25 protein-coding genes, 1 tRNA gene and 1 pseudogene are annotated in these 23,922 nt (G+C 54.5%); 17 read left to right on the top strand and 10 right to left on the bottom strand.

Annotated features, from left to right (window positions below; genetic code table 11):
* The first annotated feature begins 151 nt into the window (after nt 1–151).
* Together PHA01_RS17780 and secB are read left to right on the top strand one after the other, a co-directional pair.
* On the top strand, nt 152–634 hold the full coding sequence (locus PHA01_RS17780) for an FxsA family protein (protein ID WP_271897721.1): 483 nt from the start codon (nt 152–154) through the stop codon (nt 632–634).
* 128 nt (nt 635–762) lie between these two features.
* Complete coding sequence (secB, locus tag PHA01_RS17775) at nt 763–1,269, top strand: protein-export chaperone SecB (RefSeq protein ID WP_209998845.1); 507 nt, start codon at nt 763–765, stop codon at nt 1,267–1,269.
* A 50-nt stretch (nt 1,270–1,319) separates the two neighbouring features.
* On the opposite strand, the gene dnaQ is transcribed toward secB, so the two are convergent.
* From dnaQ to PHA01_RS17750, 5 genes are all read right to left on the bottom strand, one after another.
* Nucleotides 1,320–2,030 (bottom strand): DNA polymerase III subunit epsilon, encoded by a 711-nt coding sequence (dnaQ, locus tag PHA01_RS17770; protein ID WP_271897720.1) that lies wholly within the window; start codon nt 2,028–2,030, stop codon nt 1,320–1,322.
* Nucleotides 2,031–2,099: 69 nt separating this feature from the next.
* Entirely contained in the window at nt 2,100–2,681 is a 582-nt protein-coding gene (gene coaE, locus PHA01_RS17765) for a dephospho-CoA kinase (protein ID WP_271897719.1), read from the bottom strand.
* On the bottom strand, nt 2,678–3,535 hold the full coding sequence (locus PHA01_RS17760; protein ID WP_271897718.1) for a shikimate dehydrogenase: 858 nt from the start codon (nt 3,533–3,535) through the stop codon (nt 2,678–2,680). Before PHA01_RS17760 ends, coaE begins: the two co-directional genes overlap by 4 nt.
* Nucleotides 3,528–4,121, bottom strand: a complete 594-nt coding sequence (locus PHA01_RS17755) for a Maf-like protein (protein ID WP_271897717.1) — start codon at nt 4,119–4,121, stop codon at nt 3,528–3,530. The genes PHA01_RS17760 and PHA01_RS17755 overlap by 8 nt, the downstream gene beginning before the upstream one ends.
* Before the next feature lie 28 nt (nt 4,122–4,149).
* On the bottom strand, nt 4,150–4,971 hold the full coding sequence (locus PHA01_RS17750) for a pyruvate, water dikinase regulatory protein (protein ID WP_262294832.1): 822 nt from the start codon (nt 4,969–4,971) through the stop codon (nt 4,150–4,152).
* 410 nt (nt 4,972–5,381) lie between these two features.
* Between PHA01_RS17750 and hemE the strand changes: the two genes are divergently transcribed.
* The 3 genes from hemE to rho all read left to right on the top strand — a co-directional run bounded on the left by hemE (nt 5,382) and on the right by rho (nt 8,437).
* Nucleotides 5,382–6,413 (top strand): uroporphyrinogen decarboxylase, encoded by a 1,032-nt coding sequence (gene hemE, locus PHA01_RS17745; RefSeq protein ID WP_271897822.1) that lies wholly within the window; start codon nt 5,382–5,384, stop codon nt 6,411–6,413.
* A 21-nt stretch (nt 6,414–6,434) separates the two neighbouring features.
* On the top strand, nt 6,435–6,974 hold the full coding sequence (gene hemJ, locus PHA01_RS17740; protein WP_271897716.1) for a protoporphyrinogen oxidase HemJ: 540 nt from the start codon (nt 6,435–6,437) through the stop codon (nt 6,972–6,974).
* Nucleotides 6,975–7,171: 197 nt separating this feature from the next.
* Nucleotides 7,172–8,437: a transcription termination factor Rho gene (rho, locus tag PHA01_RS17735; RefSeq protein WP_106714794.1), complete on the top strand. Its 1,266-nt coding sequence runs from the start codon at nt 7,172–7,174 to the stop codon at nt 8,435–8,437.
* A 3-nt stretch (nt 8,438–8,440) separates the two neighbouring features.
* On the opposite strand, the pseudogene PHA01_RS17730 reads toward rho, so the two are convergent.
* Nucleotides 8,441–10,448, bottom strand: a pseudogene (locus PHA01_RS17730) (thioredoxin domain-containing protein).
* Between the two features lie 73 nt (nt 10,449–10,521).
* On the opposite strand from PHA01_RS17730, the gene mnmE reads away from it, so the two are divergent.
* From mnmE to PHA01_RS17705, 5 genes are all read left to right on the top strand, one after another.
* Nucleotides 10,522–11,859 carry a tRNA uridine-5-carboxymethylaminomethyl(34) synthesis GTPase MnmE gene (gene mnmE / locus PHA01_RS17725; RefSeq protein WP_271897714.1) on the top strand — a complete coding sequence of 446 codons (1,338 nt, stop codon included), beginning with the start codon at nt 10,522–10,524 and terminating at the stop codon, nt 11,857–11,859.
* A gap of 756 nt (nt 11,860–12,615) precedes the next feature.
* Complete coding sequence (gene mnmG / locus PHA01_RS17720) at nt 12,616–14,481, top strand: tRNA uridine-5-carboxymethylaminomethyl(34) synthesis enzyme MnmG (RefSeq protein ID WP_271897713.1); 1,866 nt, start codon at nt 12,616–12,618, stop codon at nt 14,479–14,481.
* Between the two features lie 56 nt (nt 14,482–14,537).
* The gene (gene rsmG, locus PHA01_RS17715; protein WP_271897821.1) at nt 14,538–15,122 is read left to right on the top strand and encodes a 16S rRNA (guanine(527)-N(7))-methyltransferase RsmG; all 585 of its coding nucleotides are present in this window, start codon (nt 14,538–14,540) and stop codon (nt 15,120–15,122) included.
* Between the two features lie 54 nt (nt 15,123–15,176).
* Nucleotides 15,177–15,971, top strand: coding sequence for a ParA family protein (locus tag PHA01_RS17710; RefSeq protein WP_271897712.1), 795 nt, complete (start codon nt 15,177–15,179; stop codon nt 15,969–15,971).
* Nucleotides 15,972–16,013: 42 nt separating this feature from the next.
* Entirely contained in the window at nt 16,014–16,922 is a 909-nt protein-coding gene (locus PHA01_RS17705) for a ParB/RepB/Spo0J family partition protein (RefSeq protein WP_271897710.1), read from the top strand.
* 9 nt (nt 16,923–16,931) lie between these two features.
* On the opposite strand, the gene holA is transcribed toward PHA01_RS17705, so the two are convergent.
* Both holA and PHA01_RS17695 read right to left on the bottom strand, forming a co-directional pair.
* A complete protein-coding gene (gene holA / locus PHA01_RS17700; protein WP_271897709.1) occupies nt 16,932–17,981 on the bottom strand; it encodes a DNA polymerase III subunit delta in 1,050 nt (349 codons plus the stop codon).
* A gap of 123 nt (nt 17,982–18,104) precedes the next feature.
* A tRNA-Gly gene (locus PHA01_RS17695) sits at nt 18,105–18,179 on the bottom strand.
* Between the two features lie 201 nt (nt 18,180–18,380).
* On the opposite strand from PHA01_RS17695, the gene PHA01_RS17690 reads away from it, so the two are divergent.
* The 6 genes from PHA01_RS17690 to PHA01_RS17665 all read left to right on the top strand — a co-directional run bounded on the left by PHA01_RS17690 (nt 18,381) and on the right by PHA01_RS17665 (nt 22,020).
* On the top strand, nt 18,381–18,890 hold the full coding sequence (locus PHA01_RS17690) for a prolyl-tRNA synthetase associated domain-containing protein (protein ID WP_271897708.1): 510 nt from the start codon (nt 18,381–18,383) through the stop codon (nt 18,888–18,890).
* A 70-nt stretch (nt 18,891–18,960) separates the two neighbouring features.
* Nucleotides 18,961–19,941 (top strand): thioredoxin, encoded by a 981-nt coding sequence (trxA, locus tag PHA01_RS17685; RefSeq protein ID WP_271897707.1) that lies wholly within the window; start codon nt 18,961–18,963, stop codon nt 19,939–19,941.
* 53 nt (nt 19,942–19,994) lie between these two features.
* On the top strand, nt 19,995–20,657 hold the full coding sequence (locus tag PHA01_RS17680) for an LON peptidase substrate-binding domain-containing protein (protein ID WP_271897706.1): 663 nt from the start codon (nt 19,995–19,997) through the stop codon (nt 20,655–20,657).
* An 18-nt stretch (nt 20,658–20,675) separates the two neighbouring features.
* Nucleotides 20,676–20,870 carry a Trm112 family protein gene (locus PHA01_RS17675; RefSeq protein ID WP_112524953.1) on the top strand — a complete coding sequence of 65 codons (195 nt, stop codon included), beginning with the start codon at nt 20,676–20,678 and terminating at the stop codon, nt 20,868–20,870.
* 76 nt (nt 20,871–20,946) lie between these two features.
* Nucleotides 20,947–21,525 (top strand): TetR/AcrR family transcriptional regulator, encoded by a 579-nt coding sequence (locus PHA01_RS17670; RefSeq protein WP_271897705.1) that lies wholly within the window; start codon nt 20,947–20,949, stop codon nt 21,523–21,525.
* A gap of 72 nt (nt 21,526–21,597) precedes the next feature.
* Nucleotides 21,598–22,020, top strand: coding sequence for a metallopeptidase family protein (locus tag PHA01_RS17665; protein ID WP_224507714.1), 423 nt, complete (start codon nt 21,598–21,600; stop codon nt 22,018–22,020).
* 8 nt (nt 22,021–22,028) lie between these two features.
* Here PHA01_RS17665 and PHA01_RS17660 read toward each other — a convergent pair whose 3' ends face one another.
* Both PHA01_RS17660 and PHA01_RS17655 read right to left on the bottom strand, forming a co-directional pair.
* Nucleotides 22,029–22,235 (bottom strand): DUF1737 domain-containing protein, encoded by a 207-nt coding sequence (locus PHA01_RS17660; RefSeq protein ID WP_112524959.1) that lies wholly within the window; start codon nt 22,233–22,235, stop codon nt 22,029–22,031.
* Nucleotides 22,236–22,282: 47 nt separating this feature from the next.
* Nucleotides 22,283–23,155: an HpcH/HpaI aldolase/citrate lyase family protein gene (locus PHA01_RS17655; RefSeq protein WP_271897704.1), complete on the bottom strand. Its 873-nt coding sequence runs from the start codon at nt 23,153–23,155 to the stop codon at nt 22,283–22,285.
* A gap of 158 nt (nt 23,156–23,313) precedes the next feature.
* On the opposite strand from PHA01_RS17655, the gene leuD reads away from it, so the two are divergent.
* Nucleotides 23,314–23,919: a 3-isopropylmalate dehydratase small subunit gene (gene leuD, locus PHA01_RS17650; RefSeq protein ID WP_112524963.1), complete on the top strand. Its 606-nt coding sequence runs from the start codon at nt 23,314–23,316 to the stop codon at nt 23,917–23,919.
* The last annotated feature ends 3 nt before the right edge of the window (nt 23,920–23,922 follow it).

Here is a 23,922-nt window from a genome sequence, read left to right as displayed (position 1 = left end):
TTTACGGCTTTCAATCTTCCGTCGAAATACCAAAAACATATAGATTGCCAAGTGCAATCATACAAATACTCTTCACGCTATCCTATATAGGCATGAAATTGACACCGGCTATGGATAATATCCGGATATGTCCTTTGAAAGGTAAATTAGTTTGCGATCTCTTGTGCCCCTTTTCGTTCTGGCTTTGCCATTTCTTGAAATCGCCGGTTTCATTGTAGTCGGCAGCAAGATCGGTGTTCTAGCGACACTCGGTCTGATAATCCTGTCGATTTTTGTCGGCGTATTCCTGCTACGCTTTCAAGGCCTCGGCCTCATCCAGAAAATCCGCGAAGAAACAGCCGCTGGCCGCACACCAAAACGCGAACTGGTGCATGGTGTCATGCTGGTCTTCGCGGCGTTGCTGCTGATCATACCTGGATTCATCACCGACATAATAGGCCTGCTGCTTTTCATCCCCGCCGTTCGTGACTTTGGCTGGCGTTGCATCAGTGATCGTGTGGTCGTTGTCGATTCTGGCCAGCACCGTCGTGGCCGCCCCGACACATCGCGCATCAAGGACCGGGTCATCGAGCTCGATCCGGAAGATTACTCGAGCAAGCCAGATCCGGACTCGCCGTGGAACCCCAAACAGTAGAATTCGGCGTGCCATTGAACTATGAGACTAGTGCGAAAGCCTTGCCTCGTTGAAACACACATGCTAGCGACCCTGCATTCATTCGATGACCGTGCAAAGCGGACGTAACAGAAGAAGGTTTCCAGACAATGGCTCAAAAGCCTGATGAAAAGGCCGAGAACGGCAATGAAGCGACAAATGGCAACGGTTCCGCTCAACAGCAGACGCTGAATATTCTGGCGCAGTATGTAAAGGACCTTTCTTTCGAAAGCCCCGGCGCTCCTTTGTCGCTCCGTCCGCGCGAAAATGCACCCGGTATCAGCATCAATGTCAACGTCAATGCCAATCCGATCGCCGAAAACGATTTTGATGTCGTTCTCACGCTGTCAGCAAAGGCGAGCGAAGGCAAGGATGTCCTTTTCAATGCCGAACTCGTCTATGGCGGTGTTTTCAGGCTTGTCGGTTTCCCGCAGGAACACCTCCTGCCGCTGCTGTTCATCGAATGCCCGCGCCTGCTGTTCCCGTTCGCCCGCCAGATCATTGCAGAAGCCACACGCAATGGCGGGTTCCCCCCGCTGATGATCGACCCGATCGATTTCGCGCAAATGTTCCAGCAGCGCATGGCCGAAGAGCAGGCCAAGGCGCAAGTCAGCTGAGCCAAGGCTAACTAAAGTTGAAAAACCCGGGTCTCGCCCGGGTTTTTTATTCAAGCAGCAGAAGCTATGCGTTCGTTCCAGATGGCCTTGTCGCCAATCTTTTCAACCAGGTGCGCGTGGGCCATTTTCTCAGCCTCGGTCAAACGAGGTTGAAGCGGTATTGGTCGGCGGGAAATGATAATTGTTCCGGAAACATCGCCAGGCTGCCGATTGTCTGCCTGTTCGGCAATCGTAAGGCCAAGTGCAGCCTGTTTGCCGCCGATAAGCTCAATATAGACTTCGGCCAGGAGCTGCGAATCCAGCAGAGCGCCGTGCATCGTGCGGTGGCTGTTGTCGATACCATAGCGCCTGCAGAGGGCGTCGAGCGAATTCGGCCCCATCGGATGTTTTCGCCGCGCCAGCGCCAGTGTATCCACGACGCGGTCATTGTGGATTGGCGGATGGCCGAGCCGGTTGAGCTCCGCATTTATGAAGCCCATATCGAATGTCGCATTGTGGGCAATCAATTTCGCCCCATCGATAAAATCGAGAAAGTCATGGAGTATCCCGGCGAAAAGCGGCTTATCGGCCAGCTTGTCATTGCTGATACCGTGCACGGCCAGCGCATCAGGATGGATGACCTTCCCTTCGGGATTGATGTAGACGTGGAATGTCCGTCCGGTAGGGAACCGGTTGATAAGCTCAACGCCACCGATCTCTATGACCCGGTCATCAAGCCGGTCGAGGCCGGTTGTTTCTGTATCAAATATGATTTCGCGCATGGAATCACCCCTTTGCCCAAGTTCCACGAATTGGCCAATGCGGGCAAGTGGGGACTGGATGTTTCCCCTCTATACTGTGAGCACACTGATAATCCTGCGAATTTCATCTCGGGTGACGACAAAATTACGGCGTGTGTCGATGATGAAATCGGCGCGGGCGCGCTTTTCCGCATCCGGAGTCTGGCGTGCCAGAATGGCGTCCAGCTTGTCGGCCGTCATGCCGGGACGTTCGAGAACCCGTTTTCGTTGCACTTCTTCAGGCGCGGTAACGACGAGTATCTTGTCAACCCGGTCTTCAGCGCCTGTTTCGAAGAGCAGAGGAATATCGACGACAATCAGTTTCGCACCGCTGGCGCGCGCGTCATCTCGAAATCGGTTTTCCTCGGCCCGAACAAGCGGATGGACAATCGCTTCGAGCTTTTTCAGGGCCACGGGATTTCCCATGACCGCGGCGGAAAGTTTCGTGCGATCCACCTTGCCGTCTTCGGTCGTTCCAGGAAACGCCGCTTCGATCAATGCAGCGGCCGCACCAGAATAAAGCCGATGCACAGTCTCATCGGCCGAGTAAACCGGTATTCCTTCGTCAATGAACATTTGAGCGGATGTTGACTTGCCCATGCCGATTGAACCCGTCAGGCCAAGCACGATCATCTGGATTGCCCACTATGGTTTGATCTGTCCATATCGGCGAGAATGATTGCACGCAGTTCCGGTGTGACTTCCGGTGTGGCACCAAACCAATGTTTGAAACCGGGAACAGCCTGGTGCAACAACATGCCAAGACCGTCCACGGTTCTCAGCCCATGCGCCCGCGCGGCCTTCAGCAGCGGTGTTTCCAGCGGAACATAGACAATGTCGGTCAACAAGGGATTTGCATTTGCGGACGAAAGATCAATGGTCAGATCATCCTCGCCTTCCATGCCCAGTGACGTCGTGTTGACAATGAATGTGGCGTCTTGCAGCAACTCGGGAATTGCCCGCCATCCGTGCGCGCTAACCCCGTGCCCAAAGCGATCCGCAAGGGCCTGCGCTCGGTCCACCGTGCGATTAACTATGCGGATATCATTAAATCCTCGCTGCTTCAGCGCATAAACGACTGCACGACTGGCGCCGCCGGCGCCGAGAACCAGCGCTTTATCGCCATTGTCCCAGCCCGGGCCGAGGGCATCCAGATTGGCGAGGAAACCATAGGCATCGGTATTACCACCCCACAACTCCCCATCCTCAAACCACAGCGTGTTGACAGCGCCGATATCTTCTGCGGCACTGTCGCGTTTTTTGCACAACGCAAAAGCCGTCTCCTTGTGCGGTATTGTAACGTTGCCGCCGGTGTAACCATTGTTCTGCAGGCTCCGGACAAAATCAGTAAAGCCTTCCGGCGCAATCTCGATGGCCTGATACGAGCCTTCCAGGCCATACTTCTTTAGCCAATAGCCGTGGATCAACGGCGAACGCGAGTGGCGGATAGGGAATCCCGTCACAAATGCCTTTGGATGATCAGCCATCTATCGCGCCCTCACGGCGTAACTCGGCGAGCAACGGTAAAAGCGGTAAACCCACTATGGTGAAATAGTCGCCATCGACCTTTTCGAACAGCTGAACGCCTTCGCCCTCGATTTGGTAGGCGCCGACACTTTGCAAAGCGATAGTTCCAACGCGCGACAGGTATCTACCAATGAAGCCCGGATCAAGATCGCGCAAAGTCATGCGCGCGACCGACACGTGCCGCCACAATGTCTGGCCATCCTTGGCGAGAACGACCGCGCTGTTGAGGTGATGCGTTTTTCCAGACAGTTTCAGTAACTGCCGGCGCGCAGCCTCCATGTCTTCCGCCTTGTGCACTATCTCATCGCCCAGGGAAAGGGTCTGATCGGAACCGATCACTAGTACGGAAGGGTTGCGCTCACTGACATCCAGAGCTTTTGCCTCCGCCAGAATCTGAGCGACATCGTCTGGCGTTGCGCCGCTATCATATAAGGGCGCCTCCACAGCACGCTCATCGATGTCAGCTGACTGAACGGTGAAAGCAATACCAGCGTTTTTCAACAATGTGGCACGGAAAGGGCTTTTGGAGGCGAGAATGATATCCATGTTTGGTTCTCCCTTGACCAGCGATGCGTTACCGTCCCTGCGAACGCAGGGCAAGAACCGCCGCCGCGGTTTCTTCAATCGAACGGCGAGAAACATCGATCATCGGCCAGTTATGCCGGTGGCAAATCTGCCGTGCATAGGTGAGTTCTTCTATAATATTGGCACGATCGAGATAATGATCGGCGTCGAAGCTGAGTGCCGCGCCCAGAACACGGTGCTGACGTACCTGTGAAATACGTTCTGCTGAGGCGACCAGTCCGACAATTAGTGGCCGTTCGGATTTCACAAGAACGTCTGGTATAGGCACCCCGATAACGATGGGAACATTGACGGTTTTGATACCGCGATTGGCGAGGTAGATACTGGTTGGCGTTTTCGACGTGCGCGAAATGCCGATCAGAATGACATCCGCTTCCTCGATATCCGGGGGAAGCTGGCCATCATCGTGCTCCATTGTGAAATTGAGCGCGTCAATCCGTTGGAAGTATTCTGCATTGAGAACGTGCTGGGCGCCGACGCGCCGCCCCGCCGGAGCACCCAGATAGGATTGGAACAACGTGAGGACCGGCTCGAGAACGGAGACGCACGGAACACCGATTGCCGCGCAAGTGTCGTCGATCATGGCAGCAAGCCGCTGATCGACGATCGTGTAAAGGACGATACCCGGCTCGGCATCTATGCCTTCCAGCACTCTTTTGATCTGCTTTTCGGTCCTTATCAGTGGATAGACATGCTCAATCGCCCGCGCATGGGCATATTGTGCCGCGGCGGCACGACCGGCTGCGATGAGAGTCTCTCCCGTCGCATCAGAGATCATATGAAGATGAAAGTAGTTTATCGGTTTCGTCACAGAAAATTCCATGTCTTGTTGATGACTGGGGACAAAGTGCCAGCGCGTCCACAACTGATGGCAGCCATGTGAATTGTTGGCAAGTCATCCACAGCGAGCCTACCTGTGGGAATTTCTTCCGACCGTTTGCAATTCTGTGGACTATTGCGACTTTTCGTCTGTTTTCCCATGGCTTTCACAGGACTATCCACAATTGATACTAAGTTAAATTATTGATATCATTGACCTATCTTGGTTTTTACCACTACCCTTGGAAACTTGGGTGTAGTTATTCTGGATTTGACCCGGAATTGTTCGTTGTGGGAAAATTCTGGCAATGTGGTAATTCCCATTACAAACAGACTCTAAGAATCAGAAAATCCAAATAGATCTAAATTTCTTTTTTGTAAGATAGACCGGAGTGACCAATGATGGTTCGCAAAGTGATGAAAGTCCTTGGAGGCGAGACTGTCTTTCCTCCACCAATCTGGATGATGCGCCAAGCGGGGCGCTATCTTCCCGAGTATCGAGAAGTGCGAAAGAACGCAGGCAGCTTTCTCGACCTGTGCTATTCGCCAGATCTGGCTGTCGAAGTAACCATGCAGCCTATTCGCCGTTTTGGTTTCGATGCGGCGATCCTGTTTTCTGATATTCTGGTTGTCCCGCACGCGCTCGGCCGCGATCTTCGCTTTGAGGAAGGACGTGGGCCCCTGATGACCCCGATCGACAAGGACGGGATATTCTGGCTGGAATCGAAAGGTGCTGCCGATCGCCTGGAGCCAGTCTACGAGACGGTGCGGCTGTTACGGCAGCAACTCCCTACGGAAACAACCTTGCTTGGCTTCTGTGGGGCGCCCTGGACGGTGGCGACCTATATGATTGCCGGACACGGCACACCGGATCAGGCTCCCGCTCGGCTTTTTGCCTATCGCAACCCGGAAGCATTCCAAAAGCTGTTGGACGAGCTCGCGGATGTGTCCGCTGAATACCTCATCCGTCAGATCGATGCGGGTGCCGATGCGGTGCAGATTTTCGATTCTTGGTCTGGTGTTCTCGATGAAGCCTGTTTCGAGCAGTTTTGCGTGGCGCCTGTTGCGGCAATCGTTAAAAAGGTTCGCGAAGTCCATCCGGATGTTCCGATCATCGGTTTCCCCAAAGGTGCGGGTGGGCTTTATGTGAACTATCGGGAACGTACCGGTGTCACCGCACTCGGACTGGATTGGTCGGTGCCGCTTTCCATGGCCTCTTCATTGCAGGGTGGTGGGGCCGTTCAGGGTAATCTCGATCCCTTGCGCGTCGTTGCCGGTGGTCGGGCTCTGGATGAGGGTATCGATGCTATTCTGGATGCGTTGGGTCAGGGACCACTGATTTTCAATCTGGGTCATGGCATTACACCGGATGCGCCGGTGTCTCATGTCGAGCAGATGGTAAACCGCGTACGTCAGGCAACTATCCGGACCTGATTCTCAAGGGAAGCAGGCAATATGGGCGATATCAAATTGACCAATACGGAATCGAAGAAAATTCCAGTTCTGCCGCGGTTGATCGCTGCGGCTGTGGCGCTTTGTGTCATCACGCTGGTTTTCCTATATCCTAGCGGTGCCTATCCATGGGTTAAAGCGATCCATGTCATAGCCGTTATCTCGTGGATGGCTGGCATGCTCTATTTGCCGCGATTGTTTGTTTATCACTGCGCTGCCGAACTGGGTTCAGTCCAATCCGAAACCTTCAAGGTGATGGAAAATCGCCTGTTGAAGGCGATCATCGATCCCGCCATGGGTGTGACCTGGCTCGCGGGGCTGTGGCTTGCCTGGCAATCGGCCGCTTACATGGATGGGTGGTTTCACGTCAAGTTTCTATCTGTTCTCATTCTTTCGGGCGTGCATGGGTATTTTTCCCAGGCGGTACGGCTATTTGCAGAGGATCGAAACGTGAAGACGGTTCGCTTCTGGCGTATGATGAATGAGGTACCGACCGTGCTGATGGTCATTATTGTGATCATGGTCATCATAAAGCCATTTTGATTGATAATAAAAATTTTAGTCAGTGATCAATACCACTGATGAAATCTCTTGCCCTTATGGCCATGATTGGCTAGACAAGGGCCTCCTCTCCGGAAATACCGCCACAGCAATCTTCGGCCATTTTTAGTGGCACTGCATTCAGGCATCGTCATTTCCCTTTCCCATTTCACACCAATAGAATTAAGAGTTCCGCACACATGCAGGAAATGAAACTACAAGAACTCAAGAACAAGACCGCGGTTGACCTTCTCGCCTTTGCCGAATCGCTTGAAGTTGAAAACGCCAGCGTCATGCGCAAACAGGAATTGATGTTTGCGATCTTGAAAAAACTGGCCTCGCAGGAGGTAGAAATCATCGGCGAAGGCGTGGTCGAGATTTTGCAGGATGGCTTCGGCTTCATGCGCTCCGCCAATGCCAATTATCTGCCGGGCCCCGATGACATCTACATTTCACCATCGCAGATCCGGCGTTTTTCGCTGAAGACAGGCGATACGGTGGAAGGCCCTATCCGCGGACCGAAGGAAGGTGAGCGTTATTTCGCCCTTCTCAAGGTCAATACCATCAACTTCGAAGATCCGGAAAAAATCCGCCACAAGATCCATTTTGACAATCTGACGCCGCTCTATCCAAATGAGCGCTTCAAGATGGAACTGGAGAATCCTACTACCAAGGATCTTTCCGCTCGCGTCATCGATCTGGTCGCGCCACTTGGCAAAGGCCAGCGCGGACTGATTGTTGCGCCGCCCCGCACGGGTAAAACCGTCCTCTTGCAGAATATTGCGCATTCGATCACTGCCAATCATCCGGAATGCTATCTTATCGTGCTTCTGATCGACGAACGTCCGGAAGAAGTGACCGACATGCAACGCTCGGTGAAGGGCGAAGTCGTGTCGTCTACTTTCGATGAGCCCGCGTCACGCCACGTACAGGTCGCGGAGATGGTTATCGAGAAGGCAAAGCGTCTTGTCGAACATGGCCGCGATGTTGTCATTCTGCTCGATTCCATTACCCGGCTTGGCCGGGCCTACAATACCGTGGTGCCGTCGTCCGGTAAGGTATTGACCGGTGGTGTCGATGCCAATGCCCTGCAGCGGCCAAAGCGTTTCTTTGGTGCTGCGCGCAATATCGAAGAAGGCGGTTCGCTGACGATTATCGCAACAGCGCTGATCGATACGGGCAGCCGTATGGATGAAGTCATCTTCGAAGAGTTCAAGGGTACCGGCAATTCCGAAATCGTGCTCGACCGCAAGGTCGCCGACAAGCGTATCTTCCCGTCTATGGATATTCTGAAATCCGGGACGCGTAAGGAAGACCTTCTCGTGCCACGCCAGGATCTGCAGAAGATTTTCGTTCTGCGCCGTATTCTCGCTCCCATGGGCACGACAGATGCCATCGAGTTCCTTATCGACAAGCTCAAGCAGACCAAGACCAATGGTGAATTCTTCGATTCGATGAATACGTAACGGTTAAGGATTTGGCCGAAGCAGTGCTTGAAGCTCTTCGGTTGTCTCCACTGGTGCAAGACAGACGAACCCGCGGCACAAATAGGCTGCGGGTTTGTTTATTGTGACCTCGCCGGCGCCTGGAACGAGTTTCATCTTTTCGCCTTTGCGAAACGCAATCCATATGTCGGTACGGCGTGGGTCAGGTGTGTGAGCCGCCAGTTTCATAAGGGGATGATCTAACTCCGGCGCAACGATAACCAGTTTCAACGGCTCAAGCAGAAGGCTGGCGCTGTTGAAAACCCCAGCCTGTCCGTAACGCTGTTGAAGCACCCGGCCCAGCGCATTCTCAGCAATGTTTTCCGCATTTTGCCGAAGTTCCTCATCCCCGGTTATCGTCGCCAGGCGCGTCATTGCTTCTATGACCTGGCTGGTCGCGCTGGGTATCGCCTCATCCTGATCGCCGCGCACGCGAATGATAACATCCGCACTGTCAGAGGCGCTAAGGGCATAATTACCGTCCTCGGTCTTATGCCATTTATCCAGCATTGTCAGCCAATGCTCCGCATCCTTGATATATGGCTTTTCCTGCGTCGCCTGATAGAGCGACAGAGCGGCGTTGATCATCGCGGCATAGTCTGATGATAGCCCTGGAAACAGTCGCGACTCACCGAGGACCGAATGTGGAAGCCGCCCATCCACAGTCGATTCGGATATGGAACGATAAGCTGTTGCGCCTAGTTGCAACCAATCCGGTCGATCGAATGCGCGTGCAGCCTCCGCAAGCGCGCGGATCATCAGACCGTTTCCAATCGGTTAATGCTTTATCATCCCGTCCGGGGCGAACACGGTTCTCCCGTATGGAAAAGAGCCTCTGCCTTGCGCCGGCCAGTTGTCGTTCAACGTCGGCATCGAGGCTGTCGAGAGCGTGGAGGCGATTGAGGATCGTCTTTCCCTCCCAGTTCCCCTCCTCGTGCACGTCATAGACTTGGCGGAAAGTCTGGAGTTCTGGTTCATCAGGGATTTGGGCAGCCTCCCAGACGTAGAAGCGACCCTCCTCCCCTTCGCTGTCAGCGTCAAGACTGGATGCAAAGCGTCCGTCTATAAGCATTTCGCGCTGCAGCCACCCGACCGTTTCTTCGATTCGGTTACGCAACAATTCATCTTGGGTCCGGCCATATGCGTATGTGGCGTGGCGTATGAGCTGCGCATTGTCGTAGAGCATCTTTTCGAAGTGCGGCACCAGCCAATTATCATCGACCGAATAGCGCGATAGTCCGCCGCCCAGATGATCGTAAATCCCGCCTTGAAGCATTGTTTTCAGACTGGTTAGAAATGCATCCCGATGTGCTATGTCGCCATTTCGGAGCAAGGATAGCCACAAGGTGTCCATGAAGGGAGCGTTTGGAAATTTGGGGGCACCAGACAGGCCTCCCTTTGATAGATCGATCAAGCTGTAGACATCGGCGGCAAATTGATCGAACAGATCTTTATCAATCGGGGTGGACTCTGCTTGGGCGTTAAGCCGCCCGCTCACGTGGTTGGTAATCAGACGGACATTTTGCTCGACGCGCGTCCGATCCTGAAGCCAGGCTGAGTTGATCGAAGGTAGCACGTCAAGGAAGCCCGGCCTGCCATACTTGGAATGCTTTGGGAAATACGTTCCTCCCCAGAAGGGCTTTGCCTCCGGCGTCAGGAACATCGTCAGCGGCCAGCCGCCCTGTTGGCCCATAGCTCCGAGAGCGGCCATATATATTTGATCGATGTCAGGCCGCTCTTCGCGATCCACCTTCACATTGACGTACAGATCGTTCATCAGTGCAGCGACTTCAGCGTCTTCGAAACACTCATGCGCCATGACATGGCACCAATGGCAGGCAGCGTAGCCGACGGATAACAGAATGGGCTTTCCGGTTTCGCGAGCCTCGTCCAAAGCGCGCTTGCCCCAGGGCCGCCAGTGGACAGGGTTTGCCGCATGCTGGCGGAGATAGGGGCTGGACTCGTAGCCGAGCAGATTGGCTTTCTCAAACATCGAAACTGCAACACCCTTTTCGAATGCAACACGACAGTCTATCAAGGCCCAGTGTAGGCGCGGATTGAATGAAATGAAACAGAACCATGTTTTTGGCGAAACGATTTTCGCCCTCTCCAGCGGCAGGCTTCCCTCTGGCGTTGCTGTCATGCGCATCTCCGGACCACAGACTCGATTCGTGATCGAAACGATATCCGGAGGCCTTCCCGAGCCGAGGATTGCCGCCTTGCGATCCTTCAGGGATTCAGACAACAGTCCCATTGATCGTGGACTGGTACTGTTCTTTCCAGCGCCGGCGAGCTTTACTGGCGAGGATTGCGCTGAGCTCCATCTTCACGGAGGCAAGGCCGTTGTGGACGCTATGATTACCGCGTTGTACAAATTTGAAGGCTGCCGGTTGGCCGAGGCGGGAGAGTTTACCCGCCGGGCTTTTGCCAATGGCAAATTTGATCTGACAGTTGCCGAGGGCCTTGCCGACTTGATAGCGGCGGAGACCGACGGCCAACGCAGGCTTGCGCTACAGATTTCTTCGGGAACCCAAGCCACTCTCTATGCGTCGTGGCGCACTGAACTGATACGCGCGCGAGCTTTAATCGAAGCCGAGCTCGATTTTGCCGACGAATCGGATGTCCCAGGATCCGTCTCCGATCAAGTCTGGAGGTCGATGCGCGATTTGGCGGACCGCATGGACAAGCATGTTGCAGACGGAAAACGCGGTGCGACGGTCCGGGACGGTTTTCGCGTGGTTATCGTCGGGGCGCCGAATGCGGGCAAATCCAGCCTTCTCAATGCGCTGGCGGGTCGCGACGTTGCCATCGTGTCCGACGAGCCTGGTACAACGCGGGATCTGATCGAGATAAAGCTCGATCTGAACGGACTTCCTGTGCTGGTTACTGATACGGCTGGCTTGCGCGAAACGGAGGGCAAGGTCGAGAGAATAGGGATCGACCGCGCTCGAGAACAAGCGTCCGTGGCGGATTTGGTAATTACCTTAACCGATCTATCGAACCCGGTTGCGCCTGCGTTGGACGATGTTGCAGATAACGTAACACTCCGTCTTGGCACGAAATGTGATCTCGTGCTGCCTTCTTCGGCGGCTGCCAAGTATGATCTAGTCATCTCCACCCGAACAGGGGAAGGACTGGATGATTTGTTGGAGGCGCTCTCTAAACGGGCAGAGCTTGCTGCTGGTAATCTCTCGGACCCGTTGCCCACGCGCCGCCGGCACATGGAACTCCTGGTGGAAACCGACAGGGAGATCGGTGCTGCCATTCGTGAAGAGACGGCGCCTCTGGAGGTTCGGGCTGAATATTTGCGTCGCGCATCGCATTCGCTGGGCCGGATTACCGGCGATGTTGATGTCGAGGATATCTTGGATGTTGTCTTCTCGCAATTTTGTATCGGCAAATGATTCACGTGAAACATACTCCGAGGCAGGGATAAAGTTTCCGATGGGTTAAGGCGTCGGCAATGCGTCTAAAGCCCCGGCCTCCACGTTAGGGTCAGCGCTGGTAGACGATTCCGAAGACTGTTTATTGCTGCAATCAACCCATTTCCCTCATGGTGAGCTTGTCGAACCACGCACGGCGGCATTCCCATCCGGCAGATCTGCTGCCTTGAAGGCGCTCCGATCAAACTTGCGGATCAAAATAATCGTGGCCATTTATCCAACACCTCCAAACCTCACTTATTCTATCCCCGTCCTCTCCACGGGAACTGCTTCCGGAGCCGTTCGAAGTGGGGAGAGGATCGGCGCCTCCGATGGCGGGTAACGGACCCGCTGTCCGGGAAAGTTCTGTCCAAGGGTTCCCCTGCCGGTACTACGACTGGCGTGTGCTGGACGAGCACTTCGAAAGGGGCTTTCGGCAGTGGGCGAAGCAATTCACTCAAAGTCGAGGCCTCCCAAGCGGAACGGACGGGATCAAAAGACGCCGGACGGGCGGTCTTCGGATCGCATTTTAATTCTACAAAGACGCGCTTCGACGACCGCCCGTCTTCCCAGCATGCAAACAATGGCCAGACTCAAGATGAGGGCGTGGTGAGGACTGGCGCGAATCGTGATAACGCCAAATTGTTTCACGTGAAACATGTCATACTCGCTTGTACTTGACTCACAGCGCGGTTTTGCCCATCAAGGCACGATTCGAATCTTTGAAAGTTCTGGCACGTGGAAAACGCTTTTGATGTCATCATTATTGGTGGTGGTCACGCCGGCTGTGAGGCAGCGGCAGCTTCCGCACGCTCTGGCGCCAGGACGGCGCTGATCACCCATCGTGCTGACACCATCGGAGTCATGTCGTGCAATCCGGCAATCGGGGGATTGGGCAAGGGTCATCTCGTCCGCGAGATCGATGCACTTGATGGGCTCATGGGCCGTGTGGCCGACGCTGGCGGCATTCAGTTTCGCCTGCTCAATAGGCGAAAGGGCGCTGCCGTGCGCGGTCCGCGCACCCAGGCGGATCGCAAGCTCTATCGGGTAGCCATGCAACAGGCAATTGCCGAGCAAAGCGATCTAACTGTCGTTGAGGGCGGTGCCAGTGACCTCGCTATTAAGAATGGCAGGGTTGTGGGAGTCCAATTGATGGATGGGCGTGTGCTATCCTGCGCGTCAGTGGTTCTAACAACGGGAACATTTCTGCGTGGTCTCATTCATATTGGGGAAAAGCAGATCCCTGCTGGACGTATCGGCGAAGCCCCTGCCCTCGGCCTCTCGGACACTTTGACGAAGCATGAGTTCGCGCTCGGGCGCCTGAAGACTGGTACGCCGCCACGGCTTGACGGGCGTTCGATCGATTGGCAGAACCTGGATGTGCAGTCCGCCGATGCGGACCCCTTGCCGTTTTCACTGATGACGGATTCCATCCGAAACCCACAGATAGATTGTGGGATTACGCGAACGACGCCGGAAACACATGCAATTATTCGGGCGAACTTGCATCGATCGGCCATGTATTCCGGTTCCATCGAAGGTATCGGGCCGCGTTACTGTCCGTCCGTCGAAGATAAGATTGTAAAGTTTGGCGATCGTGATGGACACCAGATATTTCTTGAGCCGGAAGGCCTCGACGACGACACGGTGTATCCCAACGGCATCTCGACCTCGCTGCCGGAGGAGGTCCAGCTCGATCTCTTGAAAACGATACCGGGTCTGGAGCAGGCTATTATGTTGCAGCCTGGCTACGCCATCGAGTATGATTTTGTAGATCCGCGCGAACTCGATCGCGCCTTGCAAACGCGCCGTATTTCGGGCCTATTCATGGCGGGCCAGATCAACGGAACCACAGGTTATGAGGAAGCCGCTGCACAAGGTCTGCTTGCGGGTCTCAATGCTGCTCGTCTCGCTGCCGGCTCCGACCCTGTCATTATTCAACGGACGGAGGCGTATATTGGCGTCATGGTGGACGATCTTACGTCCCGCGGCGTGAGCGAACCATACCGCATGTTTACATCCCGGGCGGAATTCCGGTTGTCGCTTCGGGCTGACAATGCTGATGAACGCTTGACTCCGATGGCTGAACGACTTGGCATTCTTGGCGCGACCCGCAAGGAACGCTTTGCTGACCGGGCGCGTGATCTTGATGCAGCGCGCGCACTTACAAAAGGTCTAACGATTACCCCCAACGCGGCAGCGCGGGCGGATCTCCATTTGAACCAGGATGGTATCCGGCGTTCGGCCTATGACCTGTTGGCGTTTCCGGATATCGATTTCGTGCGTCTCCAGCAAATTTGGCCGGAGCTAAGCGAGATCGATGGTCGCATTGCTGATGCGCTGGCCATCGAAGCACAATACGCGGTCTATCTTGACCGACAGAAAGCCGACGTAGCCGCCATGGAGCGCGAAGAATCCTTGCTAATTCCGCAGTCGATTGATTTTTCCACGACACCTGGCCTGTCAAATGAGCTAAAGCAAAAGTTGAAGCAGCGGCAGCCGCGATCAATTGCGGAAGCGCAGCGTATTGATGGCATGACTCCCGCAGCAGTGGCGCTCATCATCACCCAGATACGCCGGACTGCCAGGCGTGATGTGGCGTGAGTTCTGCCCGTGAAAGACGCCTGAAAGAGGTTGTATCCACTGTTTCACGTGAAACAATGGATAATCTTAATGGCTTTGAAGAGCTCTTCCGTAAGTGGTCAACGGCAATTAATCTGGCGTCGCCCTCAACACTCGATCAGCTCTGGGAACGGCATATTGTCGATAGTGCTCAACTTTTCGACATGGCACCAAATGCCCTGAAGTGGCTGGATCTTGGCTCCGGCGGTGGGTTTCCAGGTATTATACTGGCAATTCTTCTGAAACAAAGACCGGCGAGCAGTATCGATCTGGTCGAAAGCAACGGCAAGAAGGCTGCTTTTTTGCGCACCGCGATTGGGCAATTCTCAGCCCCAGGGACCGTCCATGCTATGCGAATCGATGCTGCATGGAACAAAATAGCTCCTCCGGATATCGTAACTGCCCGCGCTCTTGCCTCGTTGACCAGCTTATTTACGCTTGCGGAGCCTTGGTTGACCCGGGGTGCAGCCGCGCTTTTTCAAAAAGGACGGGATTACCGCAGGGAAATCGAGGAAAGCCGTGACGCGTGGTCGTTTGATCTGGTAGAACGTGAAAGTGCCGTCGACAAAGATTCTGTAGTCCTGCAAATCAGCAATTTGAGACGGAACGGCACGAACGTATAGAATTTGCATTCGCTTGATCGGCCCCGATCAACGTTTTGCTCAGGAAGCCAAGCGATGAACAGCCAGACTCGCATCATTACTATAGCCAATCAAAAGGGCGGAGTGGGTAAAACCACAACCGCGATCAATCTGGCCACGGCACTGGCGGCTATTGGCGAGACGGTTCTGATTGTCGATCTTGACCCCCAAGGCAATGCGAGCACCGGTCTTGGGATCGATCGAAAGAATCGAACGATATCGTCCTACGATGTCCTGATGCAGGCCGCTTCCGTCGAGGAGGCCGCTGTTCCGACGGCGGTGCCAAATTTGTCGCTAATTCCATCCACGCTGGATCTTCTTGGCGTCGAAATGGAGATCTCGAACGCGTCTGACCGCGCTACGCGGCTCCGCAAGGCGTTTCGTGGCGGTGTGAAGGCGTCTCCCTTCACTTACATCTTGATCGACTGCCCTCCGTCGCTCAATCTATTGACCATGAATGCGATGGCTGCAGCCGATTCGGTGCTGGTTCCATTGCAGTGCGAGTTCTTCGCGCTTGAAGGATTAAGTCAGCTTCTGGAGACGGTTAATCAGGTCAGGACGGCGCTCAATCCGAATCTGACGATCCAGGGAATCGTACTGACTATGTTCGATGGGCGTAACAATCTCGCTACACAGGTCGTCGATGATGTACGATCCTTTATGGGCGATAAGGTGTACCGGACAGTTATACCGCGCAATGTTCGGGTTTCCGAGGCGCCATCCTACGGAATCCCGGCGATTTTATATGATCTGAAATGTGCGGGCAGCCAGGCTTATCTGCAGCTCGCATCCGAAGTTATTCAGAGAGAGCGCCATTTGCGTGCAGCGTAGTGATCAATTCGTATACGAAACATTTATGAGAGCCCTATTGCAATGAATGAAGACCTGTCGAAAAAACGTTTGGGCCGCGGTCTGGCAGCCCTGATAGGCGAGATGGACCGTGTGCCTGATGAAGCGAGCCCACAGTCTGTGGGGAATCTGGACCGCCAAATCCCTATCGAGTTCATAACACGAAATCCGCGCAATCCACGCCGCCAATTTACAGAAGGCGATCTCGAAGACCTGACACAGTCGATTCGGGAGCATGGCATCGTCCAACCCGTGGTTGTTCGTCCGGCAAAGGATTCCGCTGGCCATTACGAATTGATTGCGGGTGAACGCCGCTGGCGCGCGGCCCAGCGCGCCGGGCTTGCGACAGTCCCGGTCATTATCCGCGAAGTTGATGATCGCGTCGCGCTTGAACTCGCAATCATCGAAAACGTGCAGCGCGCCGACCTCAATCCCATCGAAGAAGGTATGGGATATCAACAGCTTATCGATGATCACGAGTATACCCAAGCCGACCTGGCACAGGTGATCGGCAAGAGCCGTAGTCACGTTGCCAATACGCTGCGGCTGCTCAAACTACCTGACTCAGTGCGCGACATGATTACAAATGGTTCGTTGTCGGCTGGTCATGCCCGCACCCTCATCACTACGGAAGATCCAGCTGGGCTTGCGGAAAAAATCATCAAGGGTGGCTTATCAGTACGCCAGGCTGAAGCGCTTGCGCAGGATGGTGGCAAGCCGTCAGCTGTCAAGCCGAAAGCCGAGGCCGGGGAGGGAAAGGACGCGGATACCAAGGCCTTGGAGAAGCTGCTTTCAGATGTCATGGGAATGCGCGTATCGGTCAATCACGTGAACAATGGTGGCGATGTCCGCATCCATTATACGACGCTGGAGCAGCTTGATGAGATCTGCCAGCGCCTTCAAAATCGTGCGAAGTGGGGCGGTCTTGCCTGATGAAATTTTTCAACGGCTGTTGCGCGCTCCACGCGCTGCCTCGGCCGCGAGGGCAATCATGGATTGCCGGATGATCGGGACGGCCAGCGCTGCGTTGCGCCGGCTCTCAAGGACCGTTCGTTGCAACCGCTCGAGAGCACGCGCGCATGATTGCGTCGTCCAATACCGAAGAGCAGTTTCTACAAGTTTTTTCCGTGCAAAGAAAATCGGAGGTCTAGCAGCCGTAACGGCGAGACTCGCATTTTTTCCTTCGTTTTCCATGCCGTAACGTAACGTTTGTAACGACTGAAACTGGCGGATTGCAGCGCTGAGGACAAGAAAACTTGATGAACCGGTCCCGATGACGCGATCAAATGCGTGAGTGAAATCGATGATGTTGCCAACCATTATCGCATCGACAATTGTCTCATAGGAGACGGCGCTGACGTCCCCGATGATCTCGCGCACATCGTCAATAGAGATGCGCTCTTTGCCGTATGCGTAAAGGCAGATTTTGTCGAGCTCGGCTCGTGTGGCGAGACGATCACCACCAAGGCTTTCCTTGAGAAGATTGCGGGCATCCAGCGCGATCTGCAGCCGGTTCTTCGTGAGAACATCGTCAATAGTGCCATCGATCCCACGTGCATCATCGCTATAGCAGGGAAGGGCCATAGCGCTGGAGCTCTGCTCGACGATGCCACGCAAGCCCGCACCTTTCTTCAGGTCCCCGGCCTCGACCAGGATAAACGTGTCAGTGGGCGGGTTTTTGGCAAGAAACCCAAGGGCGTCTGCCAATCCTTTCTGGCCTGCCGCGCTGCGCACCCAGATCAAACGCTCGCCACCAAACATGGAAATCGTGTTTGCCTCGTCAGAAAGCCTGCCTGGCTCGGCATTGATATCGTCCGCATCAAGTCGAATGATTGCAAAGGGGTCGTCTTTCGCGAGGCCGGTGAGCTTGATGAACAGGTCGGCTCGCTCGCTCACAAGGCCCTTGTCCGGTCCGTAAAGCAGAACGATCGGGTAGGCGCGATCCAGCCGTTTCAGGAAAGAGTCGACTTCGTGCGCTTTCTTTTGTGCCATGGCCCATCGGTTTACCCATTTCAGCCAGGATTGCAATTGCAACGTGGTCCGCGAGCGTCGACTGTTATGCATCCAAACAGCAAAAAGGCCCGGTGAAACCGGGCCTTTTGAACTTCGGACAACTGGAGCGGGAGAAGGGATTCGAACCCTCGACCCCAACCTTGGCAAGGTTGTGCTCTACCCCTGAGCTACTCCCGCATATGCCAGTTAAGTCTTGCGAAGCGGGGCCTATATGGCCTAAGCGCTGGCTAATTGCAACAAGGAAATTTCGCCTTCTGCGAGATATGATGGAAATCGGTCATGAACATTTGTCGGATGCGGCTTTCCGCTTGAGGAAGAGCCTCTGAACCATTACGAGAACACACAGCTACTACGCGAAAGACCAGCGAAAAGGCCGTCATGGGCAAGACATTTGATGAGTTGATGCAATATCTCGGCGACATGGGCATCGAGGTGTCGACGATTCGTCATGCCGCTGTGTTTACGGTAGCCGAGGCACAGAACCTGCGTGGGCAGGTATCCGGCGCTCACACCAAAAATCTCTTTCTCAAGGACAAGAAAGACAATTACTTTCTCGTGACGGTGGACGAGGACGCTGAGGTCGATCTCAAGACAATTCATGGCAAGATCGGCGCTTCGAGCCGTGTATCGTTTGGCAAGCCGGAAAAACTGCTGGAGTATCTTGGTCTGACACCCGGAGCCGTCAGTGTGTTCGGGTTGATCAATGACACGCAGCGCCACGTCCGTGTGGTGCTGGACAAAAAGCTCATGCAGCATGACATTATCAATGCGCATCCTTTGACGAATGAGGCCACGACATCGATCCGGCGTGAAGACCTGCTGACGTTCCTCAAGATGACCGGACATGAACCTCTCATCTTGAAAATCGATGTGGCAACCCCAAACTGATAGCCGTTACATGAGTTGGCGATTACAAGAGGTTGTGGTTGAATGGAGCGGCAGATGACGGGAGAATTTCATGAGCAAAACAGATAACCCGTTCGGCAGCGGCTATGGTGCAGCCGCCGGCGCCCAGACTGTGTCCTATGGAACGCCATCACCAAACGGAGCTGCGCCTAGCGCCAGCGACCTCATCAAGGAAACGACCACGGCGGCATTCTCCAAAGATGTGATTGCCGAATCGAAAAACCAGCCGGTTCTTGTGGATTTTTGGGCACCATGGTGCGGACCGTGCAAGCAGCTCACGCCTGTTCTCGAAAAGGCAGTTCGCGCAGCTGGCGGACGAGTCAAGCTCGTCAAGATGAATATCGACGACCATCCGGCTATCGCCGGTCAGCTTGGAATCCAGTCGATTCCCGCTGTCATCGCCTTCGCTGACGGCAAACCGCTGGACGGTTTCATGGGAGCGCTCCCGGAATCGAAGGTGACAGAATTCATTGATCGTATTGCGTCACCCGATGGGGGCAGGGATGCGGCGATCCAGTCAGCACTCGACGCAGCGGCTCATGCTGTAGAAGCCGGTGATGTCGAACAGGCAGCCCAAGTTTATTCTGCCGTCCTTGGCGAAGTACCAGACCATGTGGCGGCACTTGCAGGCCTAGCCAATTGTTTAATCGAGCTCGGTGATCTTGAAAAGGCCAAAGCCACCTTGGAGCAAGTGCCTGCCGTCAACAAAGACGATGCGGGTGTCCGTGCCGCCGAGGCCAAGATTGCATTGGCTGAGCAGGTGGCAAAACTTGGCGATCCGGTGGCGTTGGAGGCGCGGGTGCAGGAAAACCCCAAGGATTACAGGGCACGTTTCGACCTTGCGATGATTCTGAATGCCAAAGGCCAGCGCCACGAAGCCGCCGATCAGCTTCTTGCAATCATGAAGGCTGATCGCGCATGGAACGACGATGGCGCCCGCAAACAGCTGTTGCAGTTTTTTGACGCCTGGGGAGCGGCGGATGAAGCTTCGGTCACTGCACGTCGCAAATTATCTTCCCTGCTGTTCTCTTGAGAGAAATCAGGCACAATAGCCGAGACCACGATTTTTTCGGGCCGGAGTAGGCAATGCAAGCTGGAAATGTTCGTTATCGGACGTTGAATGATATTCCTGAAAACGTGCCGATCTTTCCCCTCTCGGGTGCGCTGCTGCTTCCTGGCGGGCAGCTGCCGCTCAACATTTTCGAACTGCGCTATCTAGCTATGGTGGACGCCGCGCTCAGCGGCAAGCGAATAATCGGCATGATCCAACCGCGTTTCGATCAGGATAATGGGGATGGCGGCGAACTGTGTGAGGTTGGCTGCCTCGGCCGGATCACGTCTTTCGCTGAAACCGGCGATGGCCGTTTGCTGATAACGCTTCAGGGCATATGCCGATTCCGGGTCATCAAGGAACTCTCTACGCGCACTCCGTTTCGCCAATGCAAGATCGCGCCACTCCGTGCCGATCTCGACGAACCGGATGATTCAGAAGTAGACAGGCTCGCATTGCTGCGTGTATTTCGTGCTTATCTCGACGCCAACGGCCTTGAAGCTGATTGGGACGGCATCTCGCGGGCAGGCAATGAGACGCTGGTCAACGCGCTGGCGATGATGTCGCCCTTTGGTGCTGCGGAAAAACAGGCGCTCCTGGAGGCCGCGGATTTAAAGACGCGAGCCGAAACGTTGATTGCTATTACTGAGATTGCGCTCGCCAAGGATCAGGACGATTATGAAGGCAGCCTCCAGTGAGATACTCAGGGAAGAGGCATGACTGAAGAGAAACGCGAAACAGTGATCGATCGCAAGTTGCTTGAGCTGTTGGTCTGCCCTTTGACCAAAGGCCCGCTCGTTTACGATCAGAAACGGTCAGAACTGATTTCCAAATCAGCACATTTGGCCTATCCGGTGAGAGACGGTATTCCGATCATGCTGCCATCGGAAGCGCGCCCAATCGAGGACTGAGTTCCACCAAGGCTTTTCATACAGGATCGTTTGCGGCATAATCTTAGTCAGTTGTGCAACTGACTGGCTTGCGAATATGACAAAGCGCAATGACAAACGCGAAATTCTGATTGCTACGGCCGCTGGATTATTCTGGCGGCAGGGTTATGCGACGACTAGTCTGGCTGATATAGCAACGGATTCTGGCGTGCCACTTGGGAATATCTACTATTACTTCAAGAGCAAGGCCGAACTGGCGCTTGGTGTCGCCGATATCTTCGTGACCGAGACTGAAGGTATGTTGGAGGAAATCACAGACGCCGACCAGAATCCGCGTACACGTTTAAAGCTCCTTATCGAGAAACTTGCTCACTCACTCAAAAGTCGGGTGGCGCATGGATGTCCGATTGCTCTGGGAATTCGGGACTTCAGACATGAATCGCCTGAAGCTGCGGGGCGGGCCGCCGAGACGTTCAGTTTGCTCATTGGTTTCATAGGGAGGGAGCTCGGCCGTTCAGGTATTCGCCCTTCGAGCGCCTTGGGCATAGCGCGCAATGCGGTGGCGGAATGGCAAGGTGGAATCATGCTTGCCCATGGTTTGAACGATCCGGCTGTTCTGGTCGAAAGTTTCCGGCGGATGGAACGATTGTTGGTCGCAGGGCCGCCTCGCTCCTGACCACGATAACGCCACTCGCATCTGTGGGGTAAAGGCCCTATATGAAGCCAGAAAAGCTCTCCAGGAGTCATGATGGCCAGAAGTAATCAAACCGCCGACTGGACCAACCGCCTGTCACCATCGCTGGGCGAGATCGAATCATTGGCGATCGAGGCTTATGCACATCTACCTGAAACGTTCCGTGCGCTATGCGGCGACATTACAATTCAGGTATCCGAATTTCCCGACGATCAGATTATCGAGGATATGGGACTCGAATCGCCCTTCGATTTGCTTGGCCTTTTTGAAGGGACTGGTATCGGGGAGCGGTTTTCCCTGCAAACTGGCGAGCAGCCCAACCGGATCACCATCTACCGCCGTGCCGTTCTGGACTACTGGGCAGAATATGAGGAAGCGCTTGGCGACATCGTGACTCACATTCTCATCCACGAAATCGGCCATCATTTCGGTCTGTCGGATGAGGATATGGAGCGCATAGAGGCAAGCGTAGAATAGTGTTTGCTCTAGTAATCGCTTAACTTGATCCCTGGTTCGTAGTCGACGCCATCGATATCCTTGACAACAGCTTGACCGCATTGCATCACGCCTGTCGCCGAATTGAACGCATAGGTAGGCGAACCATAAATGTGCCAGCCCTTGTTTATGGCTGCAGTCACCTTGTGACAGAAGCTTGCATCATCGGGACCAGTTAAAATCCGGTACAATTTCATGTGAGGTTCTTTTCCCTAATCTACGCCAAGATCAGCCAATGCCGATTTCATTTTTCGCCGATAATGTCGAATTTTTCCAGTAGCTTTTTTGCCATTTCGAGGTGCAGGCGTTCCACCATCCTGCCATTCAGTGAAGTGACACCCTTATCAAGGTTCTCCCGATTGGAGAATGCCTCAACAATCAACCGGGCCTCTGTGACTGAAGTCGCGTCGGGAAGGAAGGACGTATTGGCTGTTTCAATCTGTGATGGATGAATCAGGGACTTTCCGTCGAAACCCATCTGCACGGCCTCAGTGCATTCGGTCGCAAACCCGTCGAGGTCGGAGAAATCATTGTATACGCCGTCGATGATATCAAGCTTGCCAGCTTTGGCACACAACAGAACTTGCATGAGCCATGGCACTAGAGCGCCGCGCCCTTTCGTGCCGGTTTCCTTCGAAATATCGTTGGTCCCGATAACAAAACAGTCGAGCCGCGCCGTTGATCGCAATCCAAGCTCGGCGATTTCATCGGCGTTGAGGATCCCACGCGGCGTTTCGATCATCGCCCAGAGACGAATACCCTCGGAAGCATCGGTCTCTTCGAGAATTTCGGCAACGCCGGTGATATCCTGCGGAGTCTCCACCTTGGGGAGGAGTATAGCGTCAGGTCTGCAGGCCCGAGCAGCAAGCAAATCCTCGGCGCCCCATTCACTCGCAAGACCATTGACGCGGACAATGCGTTCGGCTTTGCTTTTGGGAGGAGCAAGGAAATATTCCCGCAATGCCTCGCGCGCGTCCTCCTTGTCGTCTGGGGCTACGGCATCCTCCAGATCGAAGATGATCGCGTCGGCATCAAGCGATGCCGCTTTGGCCAGTGCCCGGTTGTTCGATGCGGGAACGTACAGCACAGACCGGCGAGGGCGGAAAGTTCGGATCATTCCCCTGTTTTGCCTTGATCAGACAGTCAAGACAAGGGCAATCACAAGGGATTGAGGGACTTCGGCTCAAAGTGCCACAGGCGAAAAGCTTTGATTCGAGGTAAAGCTGGTGTAAAGCGAAACGCAAAGTCATTACCCAATATCTACAGGCAGATATCATGGACAAGTTCACCAAGCTCACTGGCGTCGCAGCTCCGCTGCCAATTATCAACGTCGACACCGACATGATCATCCCGAAGGACTACCTGAAGACGATCAAGCGCACGGGTCTTGGTACCGGTCTTTTTGCTGAAATGCGTTATAATGAGGATGGTTCGGAAAACCCCGATTTTGTTCTTAACAAACCGGCCTATCGCAAGGCGCAGATTCTCGTCGCGGGCGATAATTTCGGTTGCGGCTCAAGCCGTGAACATGCGCCGTGGGCACTTCTGGATTTTGGCATCCGCTGTGTGATTTCGACCAGTTTTGCCGACATTTTTTACAACAACTGCTTCAAGAACGGCATTTTACCGATCCGGGTCAGCCAGGAAGATCTCGACAAGCTGATGGATGACGCGCAGCGCGGTGCAAATGCGACAATTTCCATCGATCTCGAAGAAATGACGATCAAGGGCCCGGATGGCGGCACGATCACGTTCGAACTTGATGAGTTCCGCCGCTACTGCATGCTCAATGGTCTCGACGATATCGGCCTGACCATGGAAAAGGCGACGAAGATCGACAATTTCGAAGCGGCCAATGCCGAGAAGCATCCTTGGGCCTGAAAC

The organism is Candidatus Phyllobacterium onerii (assembly GCF_028331445.1).
Taxonomy (GTDB): domain Bacteria; phylum Pseudomonadota; class Alphaproteobacteria; order Rhizobiales; family Rhizobiaceae; genus Phyllobacterium; species Phyllobacterium onerii.
The sequence above is the reverse complement of the archived record's forward strand: the minus strand, read 5'-3'. Positions and strand labels throughout refer to the sequence as shown.

Bases quoted from the DNA above. Each gene is read 5' to 3' on its own strand.
- secB (WP_209998845.1), top strand. From the start codon at position 763: ATGGCTCAAAAGCCTGATGAAAAGGCCGAGAACGGCAATGAAGCGACA.
- dnaQ (WP_271897720.1), bottom strand. From the start codon at position 2,030: ATGCGCGAAATCATATTTGATACAGAAACAACCGGCCTCGACCGGCTT.
- coaE (WP_271897719.1), bottom strand. From the start codon at position 2,681: ATGATCGTGCTTGGCCTGACGGGTTCAATCGGCATGGGCAAGTCAACA.
- PHA01_RS17760 (WP_271897718.1), bottom strand. From the start codon at position 3,535: ATGGCTGATCATCCAAAGGCATTTGTGACGGGATTCCCTATCCGCCAC.
- PHA01_RS17755 (WP_271897717.1), bottom strand. From the start codon at position 4,121: ATGGATATCATTCTCGCCTCCAAAAGCCCTTTCCGTGCCACATTGTTG.
- hemE (WP_271897822.1), top strand. From the start codon at position 5,382: ATGGTTCGCAAAGTGATGAAAGTCCTTGGAGGCGAGACTGTCTTTCCT.
- hemJ (WP_271897716.1), top strand. From the start codon at position 6,435: ATGGGCGATATCAAATTGACCAATACGGAATCGAAGAAAATTCCAGTT.
- rho (WP_106714794.1), top strand. From the start codon at position 7,172: ATGCAGGAAATGAAACTACAAGAACTCAAGAACAAGACCGCGGTTGAC.
- mnmE (WP_271897714.1), top strand. From the start codon at position 10,522: ATGAAACAGAACCATGTTTTTGGCGAAACGATTTTCGCCCTCTCCAGC.
- rsmG (WP_271897821.1), top strand. From the start codon at position 14,538: ATGGATAATCTTAATGGCTTTGAAGAGCTCTTCCGTAAGTGGTCAACG.
- PHA01_RS17710 (WP_271897712.1), top strand. From the start codon at position 15,177: ATGAACAGCCAGACTCGCATCATTACTATAGCCAATCAAAAGGGCGGA.
- PHA01_RS17705 (WP_271897710.1), top strand. From the start codon at position 16,014: ATGAATGAAGACCTGTCGAAAAAACGTTTGGGCCGCGGTCTGGCAGCC.
- holA (WP_271897709.1), bottom strand. From the start codon at position 17,981: ATGGCACAAAAGAAAGCGCACGAAGTCGACTCTTTCCTGAAACGGCTG.
- PHA01_RS17690 (WP_271897708.1), top strand. From the start codon at position 18,381: ATGGGCAAGACATTTGATGAGTTGATGCAATATCTCGGCGACATGGGC.
- trxA (WP_271897707.1), top strand. From the start codon at position 18,961: ATGAGCAAAACAGATAACCCGTTCGGCAGCGGCTATGGTGCAGCCGCC.
- PHA01_RS17680 (WP_271897706.1), top strand. From the start codon at position 19,995: ATGCAAGCTGGAAATGTTCGTTATCGGACGTTGAATGATATTCCTGAA.
- PHA01_RS17675 (WP_112524953.1), top strand. From the start codon at position 20,676: ATGACTGAAGAGAAACGCGAAACAGTGATCGATCGCAAGTTGCTTGAG.
- PHA01_RS17670 (WP_271897705.1), top strand. From the start codon at position 20,947: ATGACAAAGCGCAATGACAAACGCGAAATTCTGATTGCTACGGCCGCT.
- PHA01_RS17665 (WP_224507714.1), top strand. From the start codon at position 21,598: ATGGCCAGAAGTAATCAAACCGCCGACTGGACCAACCGCCTGTCACCA.
- PHA01_RS17660 (WP_112524959.1), bottom strand. From the start codon at position 22,235: ATGAAATTGTACCGGATTTTAACTGGTCCCGATGATGCAAGCTTCTGT.
- PHA01_RS17655 (WP_271897704.1), bottom strand. From the start codon at position 23,155: ATGATCCGAACTTTCCGCCCTCGCCGGTCTGTGCTGTACGTTCCCGCA.
- leuD (WP_112524963.1), top strand. From the start codon at position 23,314: ATGGACAAGTTCACCAAGCTCACTGGCGTCGCAGCTCCGCTGCCAATT.